The 18,067-nt window shown below is 36.4% G+C and carries 12 protein-coding genes; all 12 read right to left on the minus strand.

Translation table 11 applies throughout. From position 1 onward, the window contains the following. Positions 1-8: 8 nt before the first annotated feature. Positions 9-2,168 carry a PQQ-binding-like beta-propeller repeat protein gene (locus ACH3PA_RS02625; RefSeq protein WP_416440756.1) on the minus strand — a complete coding sequence of 720 codons (2,160 nt, stop codon included), beginning with the start codon at positions 2,166-2,168 and terminating at the stop codon, positions 9-11. An 85-nt stretch (positions 2,169-2,253) separates the two neighbouring features. Then, positions 2,254-3,753 carry a mandelate racemase/muconate lactonizing enzyme family protein gene (locus ACH3PA_RS02630; protein ID WP_416440755.1) on the minus strand — a complete coding sequence of 500 codons (1,500 nt, stop codon included), beginning with the start codon at positions 3,751-3,753 and terminating at the stop codon, positions 2,254-2,256. Positions 3,754-3,825: 72 nt separating this feature from the next. Further along, positions 3,826-4,755 (minus strand): RraA family protein, encoded by a 930-nt coding sequence (locus ACH3PA_RS02635; protein WP_416440752.1) that lies wholly within the window; start codon positions 4,753-4,755, stop codon positions 3,826-3,828. A gap of 43 nt (positions 4,756-4,798) precedes the next feature. Continuing rightward, entirely contained in the window at positions 4,799-5,734 is a 936-nt protein-coding gene (locus ACH3PA_RS02640; RefSeq protein WP_416440750.1) for an RraA family protein, read from the minus strand. A gap of 38 nt (positions 5,735-5,772) precedes the next feature. Then, a complete protein-coding gene (locus ACH3PA_RS02645) occupies positions 5,773-6,936 on the minus strand; it encodes a mannonate dehydratase (RefSeq protein WP_416440748.1) in 1,164 nt (387 codons plus the stop codon). Between the two features lie 35 nt (positions 6,937-6,971). Further along, on the minus strand, positions 6,972-8,129 hold the full coding sequence (locus tag ACH3PA_RS02650; RefSeq protein WP_416440746.1) for a mannonate dehydratase: 1,158 nt from the start codon (positions 8,127-8,129) through the stop codon (positions 6,972-6,974). A 22-nt stretch (positions 8,130-8,151) separates the two neighbouring features. Continuing rightward, positions 8,152-9,303, minus strand: a complete 1,152-nt coding sequence (locus ACH3PA_RS02655) for a mannonate dehydratase (RefSeq protein ID WP_416440744.1) — start codon at positions 9,301-9,303, stop codon at positions 8,152-8,154. Between the two features lie 44 nt (positions 9,304-9,347). Beyond that, positions 9,348-10,955 (minus strand): SusD/RagB family nutrient-binding outer membrane lipoprotein, encoded by a 1,608-nt coding sequence (locus ACH3PA_RS02660; RefSeq protein WP_416440742.1) that lies wholly within the window; start codon positions 10,953-10,955, stop codon positions 9,348-9,350. A gap of 20 nt (positions 10,956-10,975) precedes the next feature. Next, positions 10,976-14,323, minus strand: coding sequence for a SusC/RagA family TonB-linked outer membrane protein (locus ACH3PA_RS02665; protein WP_416440740.1), 3,348 nt, complete (start codon positions 14,321-14,323; stop codon positions 10,976-10,978). A gap of 127 nt (positions 14,324-14,450) precedes the next feature. Next, positions 14,451-15,311 (minus strand): FecR family protein, encoded by an 861-nt coding sequence (locus tag ACH3PA_RS02670; RefSeq protein WP_416440738.1) that lies wholly within the window; start codon positions 15,309-15,311, stop codon positions 14,451-14,453. Positions 15,312-15,438: 127 nt separating this feature from the next. Continuing rightward, positions 15,439-16,410 (minus strand): hypothetical protein, encoded by a 972-nt coding sequence (locus ACH3PA_RS02675; protein WP_416440736.1) that lies wholly within the window; start codon positions 16,408-16,410, stop codon positions 15,439-15,441. 106 nt (positions 16,411-16,516) lie between these two features. Next, the gene (locus ACH3PA_RS02680) at positions 16,517-18,040 is read right to left on the minus strand and encodes a RagB/SusD family nutrient uptake outer membrane protein (RefSeq protein WP_416440734.1); all 1,524 of its coding nucleotides are present in this window, start codon (positions 18,038-18,040) and stop codon (positions 16,517-16,519) included. Between the last annotated feature and the right edge of the window lie 27 nt (positions 18,041-18,067).

The raw sequence follows: 18,067 nt of genomic DNA on the forward strand, positions 1-18,067 counted from the left end.
TGGTTAATTTAATTATTCTCTTGATCTTTTAATGCAAATGCAACATAATTACCTCCGGGCTTTTGCCCTCTTCCTCCCCCTGCGGCTATGACAATATATTGTTTTCCATTTACTTCGTAAGTTATAGGAGTGGCAAAACCCCCTGCAGGAAGTTGATATTGCCATACTACTTTTCCTGTTTTCTTATCGAAAGCACGCATGCGTTCATCTTTTGTGCCAGCTATGAAAACAAGTCCTCCGGCTGTAGCAATAGGTCCTCCATAACTTTCAGTACCCGTGATAGGAATACCTTTTTTTGTAAGTTCCGGATATTCACCTAAAGGAACTCGCCATAAATAATCCCCTGTATTTAAATCAATTGCGTTTAAGGTTCCCCATGGTGGTTTTATCCCGGGATAACCATCTTGATCGCTAAGTTTTCGCCATACTTTATTAACATACGAAGGCTTAAATCCAAAATCATTATTCACCTCCTTTGGAGTACTAGTTCCTACCTCAGTATGTTCTGTTACTACTTTGGGTCTAATCGCCCAAGGATTAAATAAATAATCTACAATAGCCTCACGATCATCCTGTGGTAAATGTTGAAAAGAAGGCATTCTTCCACTTCCTGTTTTAATAATCTGTGCCACTTGAGCTTTATTAAAATTGGCTTGTATTCTAGTTAGATCTGGGAATTGTGTGCCACTTCCTTTTCTATCTGCACCGTGACAAGCAGCGCAATTAATCTCATAAACTGCATTGCCATGTGATAGTGAAGCCAGTTCTTTATTCCTGCTAACCGTATCAGTCATTTGAAGAATCCACGGGTCATCATTTGTATTTTGATATAAAATTCCATCAGAATCTATAGCATTACCACCCCATTCTGCCCCCCCGCTATACCCAAAAAGTAAGGTACCTTCAACACTAGGTGGGGTAAATTTATTATCTGAGCGATATTTTAAGTAGATATCTTTTACATATGCGTGTGACTCTGGAGATATATCTGTAATATCTTCTTCTGTCATTACCTGATGTGAGAGTGGTAAAGGCTTAACAGGATATTTTTGAGTGGGCCAAGGTTTTTCTCCTGGTAAACCATTTGTTGGAACAGCTCTTTCTTCAACAGGAAAAATGGACTCTCCTGTATCACGGTCTAGTACATAAACGAGACCGTCTTTAGTTGCTTGCACCACTACATCAACTTTTTTACCATTGTGCTTTATAGTTGTAAGATTAGGCGGAACAGGATGATCTCTATCCCAAAGGTCATGATGTATAGTTTGATAATACCATTTCAATTTCCCAGTGGCGGCATCAAGAGCAAGAATACAAGTAGCGAATAAATTTTTCCCTTCTCTGTTTCCTCCATAAAAATCTGAGCCAGGTGAACCTGTACCCAAATATACCACACCTCTGTCCTCATCAAGGCTTAAACCACTCCAATTATTTACACCGCCTATTTCTTTATAAGCGTCCTTAGGCCAGGTATCATAACCAAATTCTCCCGGCTGTGGAATAGTATGAAAGACCCAGTTTAACTTGCCAGTAACAACATCAAATGCTCTAATATGACCCGGTGCTGCATCGCCAGATTCTGAAACACTTGAACCCATTATGATATTATCCTTATAGATAACACCCGGGGTACTTGCAGTTACAGACAGGTTTTGAATATCTCTAGTAAGATTATCTGAGAGCCCTTGATGAAGATCTGTTTTTCCATCTTCACCAAAATCTTTAATTAATTCTCCGTTTTGTGCATTAAGAGCATAAAGATAGGCTCCCACTGTAAATAGAATGCGTTTATCATTATCTTTCTGCCAATAAACAACTCCCCGGCTTGTATTAAATCTTTGCCGCTCCTGTCTCCCGGGTGAGAACTTCCATAATTCCTTTCCCGTACCTGCATCCACGGCAAAAACTTCAAGAGCCGCTGTTGTTCCGTACATTATTCCATCTATAACAATTGGCTGACACTGAATGGGTTTAGCTCTTTGATTGTCATCACCTTCAGTAATTTCACCCGCATTATACATCCAGGCAACTTCAAGATTTTGAACATTCTCTATATTGATTTGATCCAAAGGAGAATATCTGTTACTGCCTTTATTACCTCCATATCGTGGCCAGTCTTTACCCGGTAGTAGGCTAGCTGATGTTTCATCTTCTGAAGATGTATTCATACAACTTGTAAATAATATAACTACCAATATGAAGGCTACATGTTTATTCCTCATAGTCTAGAAAATTGATAAGCTAAAATTTTTATTAACTGAAAGTTCTGTCATGAGCTCTCCTTTCATTCCATTGTTTTGTGGGAGCAAAATAGCTTGTATCCCTTTTGTCAAGATGTTCTTTTAATACATCTTCATTTAATTCAATACCTAAACCAGGAGCACTTAATGGTACGGTTGCAAAGCCCTTTTCTATTAATTTACGGCCGTCTGTCGTTTTCACTAAACTTTCCCAATACGGCACATCTACAGAATGATGCTCTAGTGCTAAGAAATTTTGAGTAGCCGCAGCGCAGTGCACATTCGCCATAAATGAAACAGGTGTACCTGCCTGATGCATAGCCATTGCAATACCATGCTCTTCGGCATAATCTCCAATACGTTTTGTTTCAAGAAGACCACCTGATGTCGCAAGATCTGGATGAATTAGATCTATAGCATTAGCATCAATTAGCGGTTTGAAATCTTTTAACAAATAAATATCTTCCCCAGTAAGGGTTGGTGTTTCTATAGCATCAGTAATTGTTTTCCACTGTTCTGTATATTGCCAGGGAACTACATCTTCTAGCCAGGCCAGTCTATATTTTTCTAAGGTTTTACCTAGACGAATACCATTATTTAAATCAAAATGGCCATAGTGATCTGTTGAAAGCGGTATCTCATATCCTATCATATTGCGAACGTTATCAACTATTTGAGATAATTCCTCCAATCCTTTTTCAGTTATTTGGACTTGCGTAAATGGATGCATTGTATTTCCGTAAGAAGTAAAATTACTTTGATCCCCCCATTGATTTAAAGATCCATTAGAATTAGACCAAAACTTAGCATTCACAAGAGTATCAGGTTTTCCTCTTAATTCACCTATAGAAACATCCATTTTTAACCAAGTATATCCCTGATCGTTAATACGATAATCGATCAATTTTTTTTGTTCTTCTGGAGACCCGGCTTCTGGAGTATCAGCATATAATCTTACTTTATCCCTATAACGCCCTCCTAATAATTGCCAAGCCGGAACATCATAAGCTTTACCACATAGATCCCATAATGCCATTTCAACAGCACAAACCCCGCCCCCTTGGCGAGCTGGACCTCCAAATTGTTTTATACTCTTAAATAGCATTTCTACATTGCACGGGTTTTTACCCAAAATGCGGCTTTTTAGCATTAGAGCATAGCGAACATCAGAAGCATCCCGCACTTCTCCTAAACCGTATATTCCTTGATTTGTATCTATTTTAATTATCGCCGTACCACCCATCACATCAGTAAGGGCATAACGCATATCGGTAATTTTTAAATCTGAAGGATTAGATGATTTTTTTACTTTAGAGGTTGTATGAGCAATAGTATCTTCAAAAGAGAGTGACATTAATCCTCCCAAAGCTATTCCTCCTACAGCTGTTTTTTTTAAAAAACTACGTCTGTTTCTTGTGGTATTGGGATTTTCTATTTCTTTCTGTACTGCCTTTATTTCAGCTTTTTCGAGCTTTTTATTGTTCTCGGCAATTTGTTTTAAAATACTTTTCATATGCTTAAATTATTAGCGAACTATAGACGAATGTCAGGATTGTTAAATAATAGAATTATTAATTAGATTTTGCTATCTAGGTTTTGCTAAATACGCTTCAAGTTGCTGAGATGTCACTGTGGTTTTCTTAGGGTAATCAGCAAACCAGGCCTTAAATTGAGTTTTAATAGCATCTTTCCAATCCCCGTGTATTTCTCCAGAAGAATACTTTCCTTCTTGCAATAATTTTCTTTCAAACTCATCTCTTAGCGCAGTTAATTCAGAAGCTGTAACTAATCCTTCAACCATATGTGCCGGTATAAACACCACACCATAATCATTTGCGAAAACGATATCGCCTGGAAAAACAGTAACTTCTCCTATTCTTATAGGTGCATTAATAGAAGTTGGGGTCATGTTCTTAATGTAAGATGGATCCTGACCTTTAACCCAGGCATTAAAACCATCAGTATTTTTAAGTTCTTGCATATCTCTAACAGAACCATTGAAAATAACTCCTTTGCCGGTTTTACCATAAATCGCGTTTCCCAGGCTAGAACCAATTAACGTCCCATCTTTAACTTTTCCAAAACCATCTGCGACATATATATCACCTTTTGATAAAATGTCAATAGGCCAAATATTAATTCCGCCGTGCTGAGAACGATCTTCGATTTTCCCTTGTGCCCTGACAATACTATCCAGATCAGGGCGCGTAGGCATAAATTGAGCGGTTACAACTCTTCCTACCATGGTCTTACCTGGTTTAAGAATTATCCACCCTTTTTCAACTTGGTTGTGGTAACCTTTTCGTCCTAAATACCCCCAAATCTGTTCCAAAGTACAATTTTGCAGCCTTTCAAGAACGAGATCAGAAACGTAAGGTCTTCCATCTTCAAATCGTTCTCCTTTCCATTGTGAAGTCAACTTTTTGACAAATTCAGGAGAAGATCCTATACGTTGGGCACTAGAAGAAATGAATGCTAGAAAGAAAATTGATATTAACCATATTTGTTTTGGCATACAAAATATTTTAAACGATTAAACTCTTGAGAAATATCCTTTTTTAGAATTTCCTCTCTTTTAAATAATCATTCAATTCTTTACGACTCATAGGAAGTTTCGCATCAGGATAATTTTTGAGCCAAGATGAGAAGTCATCTTTTATTGCATCTGTCCATCGGGTATCTATTTGGCCTGCAGTATACTTTTTCTCCTTTAGACGTTGAAAACCAAATTCATCACGAAGACTTACATATTCTGAAGAAATCACCAACTGATCAACTAAATATGCTGGAATAAAAACGATTCCATATTTTGTAGCAAGTACTACATCCCCCGGAAGCACTGTAGCACGACCAATGCGAATGGGTGCATTTATAGAGGTTAACATTTCCTCCTGTAAATAGGATGGATCAGCTCCTCTAAACCATCCATTAAAGCCATCAATTTGTTCAAGTCCTCTAAGATCTCTAACTCCAGCATCGAATATGACACCATTCTGAGAGTTTGCATAAATAGCATTTCCTAGGTTTGATCCTATTAGAGTACCATCTACCACTCTTCCATAACCATCTGCAACATATATATCTCCAGGTTTTAAGATCTCAATAGGCCACGAATTGCTACCTCCTATAGTATCTTTTTTTTCTGCAGCTCCCTGAAGTTTAACCTGTTGATTAAGATCTGGTCGTGAGGGCATGTATTGAGCGGTCACAACACGACCGGTCATCACCTCATCTGAATGAACAATTTCCCAATCACCATCATATTGATTATGAAAACCTTTTCCTCTAAGGAATCCCCATGCTTCTTCAACAGCCACTTTCTTTAACCGCTCTAAAATCGCATCTGAAACCTTTGGTCTACCATCTGCAAAACGTTCTCCTTGCCATTCAGAAGTCAAAGCTTTTATATATTCAGGAGATGAAGCTACCTGTTGAGCTTGTGTCGTAAAAAATATGAGTAGGCAAATAAGGTATAGAACTCTTTTATTATTCATTTTAATATGATTTAGTTTTACTTAAAAAATAATTATAATTATGCTGGTTTTGTTAATGTGGTACCCCGAGCCATGTCAATTAGACCACGCATATAGCCTATTGCGAATAATGTTCCTAAGGTAGTATATCCAGGAAATCCAGTTGTATCATCTCCCATTGTAGGAACGTGATCTGGACGTATAGGCCCTTTAAAACCTGAGTCATATAAAATTTGCATCAATTTTGCCATATCCATCTGCCCATCGTCTATGAAAGTTTCATTAAAGTGTTCTTTGTAACCACGTACATTTCTAAAATGAACGAAAGAAATGACCTTCTTATCCGTGAAGTATTTAAGAGCTGCTTCCAAATCTTCTTGCTCGCCTTCTCCTCCCATTTCTCCGAATGTGCCACCCCAGGTAATTCCGTTATGAGGACTTGGATAGATATCTATTAATCTTTTAAAATTAGCTACAGATGTCATAATGCGTGGTATATTTCTAATTGAATCTATTGGAGGATCATCTCCATGCATAGATAAATTCATGCCAAGTTGCTCAGCTTCAGGCATCACTGCTTTCAGGAAGTATTCTAGATTATCCCACATATCTTCATGGGTTATTTCTCCATATTCCGTAATAGGTTCTCCTTCTATTTTATTTATATCAAAACCCATTACTAATGCACCTCCTCGATCCTTCATGGCTTTATCGCTTCGAGCCCAGCTAATTAATGGCATCCAATTATAGCAAATAGTATTGATCCCTACCTGCGTCAAATTTTTCATGAGAGTTATAAAATTTTCAATTTCTTCATCTCTCCCGTCCAGGCCCAGTTTTGTCTTTGTATATAATGATGGGGGGCCTTCAATGACAGTAAGTTTAAGCCCTTCTTCGTCCCATGCTTCTTTTACGGCTTTAATTACCTTTAAATCGTAATTCATTGCCCCCTCCATTCCTACCATTCTAGGATTGATACCTCCTACAGCACCATGTACTTCCATTTGTTTGGCCATCTGAATTTTAAGAGGCTCTTTACCTGCAAAATAGGCCAAACAAAGTTGCATACCTGCATCTTTGGTAAGGTCATCTTTTATAATACCATTTCTCATTGGAGAAATAATATTTGCGTTACCTGCATTTGCACCCATAGCCCCGCCTATCGATATTCCTGCAGCAATAGAAGCACCTTTTTTAATAAAATTTCTACGATTGTCTTTCATTTGTTTTTGTTTAAGTCAAAGCCTCTATTTGATATTTACCCTTCACTAATCATTTTTTTAGCTGATCGCTCTTTACTTACTGATTCTGCAAGTCCTCTTATATAGCCCATTGCATATAAAGTTCCTAAAGTCATATATCCCTGTCTTTCATTAGTCTCTCCTTCTAAAGTGGCAACATGGTCTGGACGTATCGTACCCTGAAAACCGATATCATAATAAGCTTTCATTGCTTCATACATATCAATATCTCCTTCATCATGAAAAGTCTCAGTAAATTTTACACTAGGTAATTGCCCGCTTTGTTCTCTAATATTTCTAAAGTGCACAAAATTAATAGCACCTCTTTTACCCCATCTTCTAATCAATGATGGGATTTCTTTACCCATTAAGGAAAAATTTCCTTGGCACATTGTCAATCCGCTATACTTACTTGGATATAAGTCAAGCATTTTGTCAAAATTTTCTACCGAATTCATTATGCGAGAAATACCACGGATACTGTGTACTTGGGGATCATCAGGATGTAGTGAAAGATTCATTCCAATCTTCTCTGCCTCGGGAACAACAGCCTTTAGAAAATACTCTAAATTCTTCCATAGAGCTTCTTTAGAGATTTCACCATATTCAGTAAGAGGTTCATTTTTTATATCATTATAATCAAAAGAAGATACTATTGCTCCACCTCTGGCAAGTGTATTCTTATCTGTTCGTGCCCAACTAATAACAGGCATCCAGTTGTAACAAATAGTATCAACACCACCATGCTTCTTTAAATTTTTCATGAAAGTGATAAAGTTTTCTATCTCCTCATCTCTCCCGCTTAAAGCTAGTTTAGTTTGTTCACCTAATGCGGGAGGACCTTCTACAACAGTCCATTTCATTCCCTGACTTTCCCATGCTTCTTTAGTTGCAATTATTGCTTGAGGTTCCCATGGTTTGAGATTTTTATTTCTAATAACTCCCGAAACAGCATGCATTACATCCATTTGCTTGGCATATGGCACTCGTGGAGAATCGGGACCCATTGCAAGAGCAAATTTCATCCCAGCATCTCTTACAAATGGCTTAACCTCTTTTTCAACAGTTCTTAAAGAATTGTAATTCTTACTATAGGAAATGGGTGCGCCCCCAAGCGTCATTACAGCAGCCAATGAGGCCCCTTTTTTAATAAAACCTCTACGATTATTTTTCATATCTATACTTTTTAATTGTTCATTAAGATGGAATGGATAATACAGCTAATTTTGTTGCTTTCGCGAAAGCGAGATTGTAGGTTTGTCCCGTGTATCCTCCACCTCCCGGATATTGGTTACTTATACCTCCTTCATGTTCTTTATCATAATCTAAAGCACGAGGGTGTTCAGGATAAAGTCCATGACTATAGTCCAAATCAATAAGTCCCTGCATTACAGCAAACATATTCACCTGGCCTTCATCTAAAAATACTTCTGCATATTTAACATAAGGTTTTTCAACAATTACATTACGCCAGTGCACATGATTTATACGATCTCTTGAGCCAAAATACTGTAATACATCAAGAGGATCTTCTCCCATTTCTCTCGTTACACCACAGTCAAAAGTGATTCCATTAGAAGGACTATCTACTATCTCAATTAATCTTTTCCAGTCTGAGAGTGTGGCCATTATTTGATCAGAACCATGGCTCACTGGAATTGGCGGATCATTAGGATGTAATGCCATACGCACTCCGGCCTTTTCTGCGACAGGAATGACAGCTTTTAGGAAATAAGAAAGATTATTCCAAAGATCTTCAGTTTTGTGCTCTCCTATTGCAGGATCTGCTGGTAAGTCTTTTACAGGTTCATAGTCAAAAGCAGTCATCCCGGCTCCTCCCCTTCCTTCTTTTAAATAATAGCCTTCCATTAGACGGTGAGCGTAGAAATTATATTCTACAACAGGAAGTCCCGCTTCTCCCGCTGCAACCAATGATTTTTTAATATTGTCAATTTCCTCATCTTTGCCTTCCCGACCGTAAATAGTATTAGGATGTCCACCTATCATCATATTAATCACTTTTAAACCTTCAGCTTCATAAGCATCCATGATCTCACGTAAACTTTCTTTTGTCCAGGGAATTGGTGGTCCTCCCATTAAGACATTATCAGCACCTATTTGTTTAATCTTTCTCATCATTGCTTTATCTCCATTGCGTGAGGCTCCTACACACAGTTGAGGTGTATTAGTCCCTGGATCAATTGGCCATTTGATAGCCTCCTTGGCAAAGTGATTAGGTTTAGTTTCTTCAGTTTTAGGAGAATTATTACATGCCGTTGCAGCACCTATCGACATTACAGCAGCCAAGGACGCCCCCTTTTTAATGAAATTTCTTCGATTATTTTTCATATCCTATATGATTTAAGAACTTAAAATCAAATTATAACACTCTTCTACTCAACATCCCACCATACACGAGTGGTATAAGTATCAGGTCCTTGAGCACTTATTGCTGCCTCTACATTTTCTGAATTAAGAGCTTTCTCATCATAGGAATACATTAATCTCCTTATAGGTTCGCCTCCTGTTGTGTTTAATGGATAATTTATAGGTGCTAACTCCGGAACACCTGTTCGTCGCCAAGTACTCCAGGCTTCAAAAAAATCTAAATACATATAATCAGCTAAGTAAAACTGAGTATAGATCTGATCGGTCATTTCCTGTTGAGTTCCTGTAAGAATATGAGCGTTTAAGTAATCTGAAATTTCGGATTCTGTAATCTCCATAGGGGATAGATTACTATTTGGAAATAGATTTGAACTTTCCATATTTGCTCTTATAGCATTTTCATAATGTTCTTCTGCTGTTCCTGCTCCCCAGCCTCTCAAGGCCATATCTGATAATAGAAATTCTATTTCAGAATAACTTAATATAATCGAAGGAGCAGAAAAATTTGCTATTGTTGCTGTATTAGGTTCAGAATATTCTGTAAGTAGAGAATTACTCCATGCCGGTATTGCATCACTTATTGTAGCAGGATCATAACCATTTGGAAGACCTTTTTGAAGTTCTGGTTTAGTAGTTTCTGTTATTACCTGACTTTGCTGAGAATTGATATTTCCTTCCCATAATGTAGCGTAAAATGGTAATCTGGGATCCTCATTTTCTTGTAATAAGTCAATAAAAGTTTTACCCATTTTTACTAAACCTGCTCCCTGATTACCCTCAGGCAAACTTTCTCTCTTTAATTCACGTGCATCCCAATTCCATGTATTGGGACCTGTTGGAGTATGTTCTAGTTTTGCAATATCTTCATTGCTTTGCATAACGCCACCACTAACGGCCTTCTGCGCCCATTCTTGTGCCATACCCTGATCAACTTTTGTTAAGCGCATTGCAAGCCGTAACATTAGGGAATAACCAAAAGTCCTCCATTTTTGAACATCCCCGCCATAAATAACATCTGCAGCTCCAAACGAACTCATCGAAGGATCTAATTGGTTGATAGCATTATCTAAATCTTGAAGCATCCAAGGGTAAATTTCTGACTGTTTATCATAAACAGGCTTATAAATACCATCTGTACTTCCAAGCGTTGCCTCTTTATAAGGCACATCACCATAGGCATCTGTAACTCTATGCAATGCAAAAACTTTCCATATCCTAGCCATCGCATTTTGGTTAATCAAATCTGGATTATCTGTAGTCCCTGAAATAACTTCTTCAAGCTCCCGAAGATGAGAGGTATATACCGTCTCGAAAAAATTTCCTGTTTGGGCATTCACAATACCTTTTTCTCCATACCAAAAAGTTTGAAGAGTTGCATGAAATTGCATAGCACCAGAAAGATATTTCATATTTGTTCTATTGCGATCTGTTGTTCCTGTTCCCACAGTACGAATCAAACTTGTAGTGAACAATGTTGAAAAATCTGGTACAGTATAAGCGTTTGGATCTGTATTCATTTCTTCAAATCCAGAATCACATGAAGTTAAAGACAGGGCCACCACACATAAAGCGCTTAAAGCAAATCCTATACATTTAAATTTTACATATCTCATAATGATTTATTTTATTTTTATTAAAAACGAACGTTAAGATCAAGACCATAACTTCTAGAAGTAGGCAACCCGAAATTTTCCAATCCTTGAGCATTACCGCTACTATAATTTGATTCTGGATCAATATTATCTGAAGTTTTATACAGAATAAATAAATTACGCCCTACTATAGACAGACTTGCCGCTTTAATAGGTGTTCTTTCGAGTAAATTATTAGGGAAATTATAACCTATACTTAAAGATCTTAGTTTTATAAAGTCGGCTTTTTCAACAAAATCTTCAGTTATACTATAAGCTATTCCTCTGTAATATGTTTGGGCAGGTATTGTTTCACTAAAGGCATTTCCATCTTGATCTACGCCTGAAAGAGATACTCCATTCTCTCTTACATTATTAGCTATCGTATTTTGATGTAAACCAAAGTCAGTGCCATAGGCATTTGTTGCAGAATAGATACTTGCCCCCCATCTACTGTCTAATAAAAAAGACATTGTAAAATTTTTATAACTAAAATCATTGCTTAGACCAATAGATAATGGTGGCACTCCTTTTCCCAGAGCTACTAAAGGACCTGCAACAGGTAAACCACTTACACTATTGTAAACGACCGCTCCATTAGCATCTCTTAATCTTCTGTTCCCTGCAATCATGCCGAATGGCTGACCTTCAAAATGGTATATACCTCCATTTAAAGTCCGCGTTGTTGCCCCTGGCAGCTGCAATCTGTCTAAATCATCTGAAATATGTATGACTTCGTTTTTATTATATGCGAGGTTTGTTGTAACGTTCCATTTTAAAGGCGATGAAGGCTGTAACGGTCTACCTGTTAGCATTATCTCGACACCTTTATTCTTCATTTCACCAACATTTAGCGCTACACTTGAGTAACCGCTCGCGGGCGCAATTGAAGCATTAACAATATCATCTGTTGTTGTTCTATCGTAAAAAGTAAAATCAAGTCCTAAACGACTACTAAAAAATCGAAATTCCAGTCCAGCCTCGTAAGTAGTAGAGGTATAAGGTGTTAACGCTGTAGGAATAGTACCACTAGAAACTTCTGTTAAGGTCTGTCCCAGATGGGGAGTACTTTCTGCTGTATAGCTTTGTTGAATGGCATATGGACTAGGAGCACCACCACCAACTTGGGCCCATGATGTTCTAACCTTAGCATAATCTAACCACACTGGTTTAGACTCCCAAATTTCTGAAGCCAGAAAACTTAAACCAACCGAAGGGTAAAAAAGACTATTATTTTCTACATCTAGTGTTGAAAACCAATCATTTCTGCCCGTTAAAGTTAGGTATAAGAAGTTATTGTAATCTAAATCTGCAGAGGCAAATAAAGAATTTATTCCATATTTCCCATAATTCTCGTTAAACGTTTGATTGGTTCCATTTCCTATAAAGTACTGGAAAGGAATATTGAAATCTCCACTTGCTAAATTGATACCATCAAAAATATTTCGCATTTGGTTTCCACCTACCAATGCATTTATTGAAAAGCGCCCCACGTCTTTATTAAATCCTATAATTCCTTCAAGATTTGTTTCTGTACGAAGACTTTGATCTGAAGTCATACTTCCTGAATTATTGTAAGCTAATCCAGTAGGATTAATGTAATACCCATCAACATCACTTTGATCTAAGCCAAACCTAACACGTGCATATAAATAATCAGTGAAATTATAAGTTGTATTAAAAGAGCCTATAAACCTTCTTCTCTTATCTCCGTTGTGTACTTTATTTATAACGAAATAGGGATTCGTTACATATATATAATCACTCCATTGAAATTCGTTTCCATTCTCAGCATAACCTGGAGCAAGAGTACGTACATCTATATTTGTAGCTATTAGTTGTGCACCTGCATTGGGGTTTCTATCGAAATCACCTGGACGCGTTCTATTTCTAACATCTTCTAAAGAATATTGTGCATTCCCCTGAAAAATTATTTTTTTAGCCAGAGTTGCATCCACGCTTAAATTAAATGTCTTACGGTTTAATGTGTTATTAGGTACTATTCCTTCATTTTCTGTATTTGATGCTGCAAAACGAAATCTTATAGATTCATTCCCCCCACTCAGAGCAACGGTATTTGAAAAAGTATATCCATTTTGATAAAAGTTTTTAATATTATCCTTAACAGCAGAATATGGTCGAGACTGTCCATCAGGCTGAACCACAGAAGATCCGTCTAATCTTGCCCCCCATGATGTTCTTCCAAAGGCTATAGCTTCGGCTTGAGTCATAGGAGGATTTCCATTTGATCCTGAGCCATATTGATATTGCCAATCTAAAAGATCTCTTGGCTCATCTATGGTGTAATTTGTCCGGTATTCTACACCTATACCTTCCTGAGCAGTTCCTGACTTCGTTGTTATTAATATGACACCATTCGCTGCTCTAGCTCCATATAATGCGGCGGCAGTACCACCTTTTAAAACAGAAATACTTTCTATATCATCCGGATTTATGCTTGAGAGACCATTACCCCGGTCAATTCCTCCATATGTACCTGGCGATGAAGTATTTTCATTAGTAATAGGCATTCCATTTACGACATAAAGTGGTTGATTATTACCGTTTAGAGAACCGTTTCCTCGTATAATTACCCTACTAGAGGATCCTGGCCCTCCGGTTGTACCTGATGCTGTGACACCTGCAATTCTTCCGGATAGCGCATTCCCTATATTTATTTCCCGAGCTTTTGTTAAATTTTCACCACCAACCTCTGAAACCGCATATGTTAAAGCTCTTTTTTCTCGTTTTATTCCTAAAGATGTGACCACAACTTCATCAAGCGATTGCTCATCTTCTTCCATCTGTATGCTCATAGAAGTGGTTGAACCTACAGTCTGTTCTACCCTTCTCATGCCTATATAAGTAAAAACAAGCACTGATTCTGACGAGGCTACATCGATTGAGAAATTACCATCGAAATCTGTCAATGCCCCATTATTAGTACCCTTTTCCTGAATTGTAACGCTAGGAAGAGGATTTCCAAGTTGATCAGTGACCTTACCAGTAATTGTGGTTTCCTGTAAAGTTGCTGCTTGCGGCATCTGATCAGTAGAAGGATCAGCATCTTTAGTAATAGCAATATTATTTCCAACTAAGATAAATGTATAGACTGTTCTATCTGTAAGTTCCTTAAGTACCTTATCAAGACTCTGTTTTTTAAAATTATAATTACCTGTAAATGAAATGCCAACAGCAATTTCATTCCCGTAAGCAAATTTGTATTCTGTTTGTGATTCTATTCCCATAATCACTTGTTTTAGTGTGGGATTTATTAACGAAAGTGATATCTCTTGAGGATTACCAAAGAACGTTAAACCAAAAAAAAGTGTTAAAAGTAGTTGCCTCATGGTTGATTTATTTAATTTTGGAATGTAAAAAGCCTTGCGACGGCAACGTCGTTAATGCTTTTTGTGTTTGTAAAAAGAGTTCTTTGTTTGACGATGGGAACTCTTTTGTTTTTTAATTTCTTAGTATTTAATTCTTAAATACGTTTACTTGTCTGGTTTTGTGATTTATTTCATAGTTTGTGTGATTAATTATAGATAGAATCTTTAGTATATCTGTAAGAGAATCTGATTTGTTGATCCTTAAGGTTACAAGTTTATCCTTAGTGAAATCATTTTTAGTGAATTCATAATCAAACCGTTCTGATAAGAAATCAAACAGATTTTCAAGTTTTTTGGCGTTAAGGTCTATAAAGAGATTGCCACTTTCAAACGACAATAATGTATTAAATTTTGTTATATAGGCTTCTCCGGCTTGGTTATAGACAAAACTTTCTCCAGGTTTAATCGACCATTTTTTATTTGTAATTCCATTTATATGAACTAATATCTTACCCGAATAAAGTGAGACTTCTGTTTCTTGCATATTAAGCTTCTCATTTACCAAAAAAGAAGTCCCTATAGCTCTTGTTAAAGTATGCGAAGTCTTAACCCGAAATTCTTTTAGACTATCCTGCACTACATTAAAGAAAGCCTCTCCCTCTAATTCTACTCCTCTAGCTTCATCAAAATTTTCTTTATACCTGATCTCTGATCCCTTTTTTAAAAGTACAAGGCTTCCATCCGGCAGATTAACTTCTTTGTCCATCATAGCATAATTATTTACAACAATGATGGGATTATAAACCTCTGCAAAATAATATGTTGCAAACAATAACATTGCAATAGCAGCAGCTAAACTGTAATTGTATAATAACTTTATAGGTCGCTTCTTAATTTGCTTTTCAACAGATTTCCATGAGAGTTCTACTTGTTCTCCGGAAATAGCAGGATAAGGAGCGTCCCAAGATTTTTTTAGCTTTTCAACAATATGATATTCGTAATTTTTCAATTTTTTATCTAATGGTTTGTATTACTATAACAATTGAGTAATAAACATTTCCTAATTATTTTATTAAAATTTTCAATTAATTCGCAAATAAGATATCGAGTTTTGATTACAAAACCATGTTCGCTAATTAATCAACTGTATAATAGTTATATACAATTTTCCACTTAAAGGTTCTTCCTGGCTCCACATTAATATTTATATATGGTTCGGGGCAAACTGTAGTAGATGCAGACCAAAATACTAATCTTGAAAGTGCTCTGTTTCCAGAAATGTTGACTCCAGCTTTACTAGCTCTATTTTCTACAATTATTTTATAGTCTCTGGAAGTATCTCCAAAACCATATAAATCTGTGAAATAAGCATTCTCTTTCTTAAATAACTGTCTCTTATATTTAATTTGATTATTATCAATAAATGCAATAGTATCAGTCCCTTTCATTTTACCACTTAGTTCAAAAGGAAATTTGATTACGTAATTTGAATCTACAGGTTGTTCATCTATCATTAAAAAATTATGATTATAGACAGAGGTTTTAATAGTTTTATTTCCAGTATTTTTTAAAGAATGTTCTAAAACTAATTGGGATTTTCCTTTTGGCAAATTCACTAGTTTTTTATATTCATATGAATAATCCTTATCCTCTATTTTCTGAATAAATTCAATCTGATAGGATTTTTTATTTATTTTCCAATCTCCATGATTTATAATCTTGTAAGGTGTAACAATAGAATATCGCGGTTCTTCAGGTTTTACTAATACTCCTATTCCTATCTTAACAAAGCTTTCTCCAACTTTGGCGGTTTCATATCCTAAGGGGGCAAAATCATTTACGGGTCCCATAATAGCATCATGATTTGTAGGGCTATACTTGTCAAACCATTTTCCATAATATGAATGTCCTTTATATTTTAAATCAGGAATAACTCCAGACCAGTCAAATCTAGATCCTCTATAATAGCCCTCTTCAGCATCTGGTAAGTATATTTTTGCCTTAATAATACCATTAGTAATTTCTGCCTCAGGTATTTTAAATAACAAATTATAATTTGTAGTGAGTATTATTATGGATATAAGAATCAAGGAAGACAATATCTTCATAACTATTAATATTAAAAACGGAAGGTGTTATACTTAAGAATCAATTCTCATTCCGGTAGCTAATAGTCTACCGGAAATAAGAATTGACAACAGTCAATCAAGTCTTCTAATAACCAGGATTTTGAACAAGAGTCTGATTTGTTGCAATTTGTTCAACAGGTATAGGCATAAGAGTATGACCTGGTGGTATTACAATATTATATTTGTCTAGAACAAATTTTTCTGCTTCCCCAGCTCTTCTCAGATAAAAGAAAAAAGAAAATTCTCCTCCCAGCTCGTAGCGATACTCATTTGTCAACATTGTAATGAAGTCCTCAGATTCAGGTACGGGCTCTAAATTTGCTCTTAAACGAATCTGATTATTTATTATATTCCTAGCCTCTGCTTCATTCCCACTTCTATAAAGGGCCTCTGCTTTACTCAGTAGAACCTGCCCGTATCGCATCAAAATTAAGTTTAATGAACTATAAGAGTAATCTCCGAATCTACCGGTTACATTAGGATCTCTCCAACTTTTAACAGCATAATAACCTGACCGTTGTCCGTCAGCCCCTTTCCAAGGATTTGCTTCCGTTCCCAAAGTATTTATACCTCCATAAGTATCTTTAACATTTTTATACATAGAAATATCTATTACAGGATCAGGATGTTCATCACCAGGGCCTATTACCGTTGCGAATTTTCTTTCATCCCCAGCTTCAAAAGAGTCGTAATACTTCTTATCAACATAAGCATACCCTGTTTTAGAAATTTCTTCAGGAAGACAAAATTCTACTAACCATTGCGTATCACTTGAACCATTACGCATATTGGCAGCTGTGATATATTGTATAGAAAAGATATCCTCCATTCCGTTTTGGTTATCAAAAGCATGAATTCTCAAAAAGTCATCCTCAAGCTGGTAATGTCCTTCTAGCTTATTATAAGAAGTAACTGCATCATCATATTTTTTTAACCACATCTGTGCATCACCCAAATACGCCAGTGCTGCACCCTTAGTTGCCCTTCCTATATCGGTCAACTCTAAATCTTCTCGCCAAGGTAAAAGTGCAGCTGCATTTTCTAAATCTGATACTACAGATTGAAATACTTCATCCTGAGTATTACGTGGATGACGACCATCATCTGTGGTTAGCGCAAGTTCAAGTGGAACACCGCCAAATTCTGTTGCTAAATAGTAATAGAACAAACCTCTTAAAAAGAGAGATTCTCCTTTAAGTCTATTAGCCAGGTCTTCATCTAGAATCCCATCTGCTCTCATTATTTCAATAGTTTCAAGAGCTGAATTTGCACGTGTAATCCCTTCATAAGAACGTACCCAAAAAGTATTGAGCGCACCAAAATTTGTAGGAATTTCATAGGTAGCAAAAAAAGTATCTGATCCCCAGTTTTTATAATCCTGAGTTAAAAAATTTGCTTGATACCAAAGTGCCTTAATAACGAAGTTATTATTATGCATAGTGTTGTATATCGCATTCACAAGCTGCACTGCATCTTCTGTCTTTTTAAATAAGGATTCACTAGTAGAGTCCCTAGTATCCTGCTGTGTTAGAAACTCTTCAGAACAACTAGAGGGAATTAGGCAGACACAAACTAAAGCAAGTATGCATATCGTTTTATTAATTTTCATAATCTCAATTTTATATTAAAAAATGAT

The organism is Leeuwenhoekiella sp. A2, from assembly GCF_047946655.1.
Lineage (GTDB): Bacteria > Bacteroidota > Bacteroidia > Flavobacteriales > Flavobacteriaceae > Leeuwenhoekiella.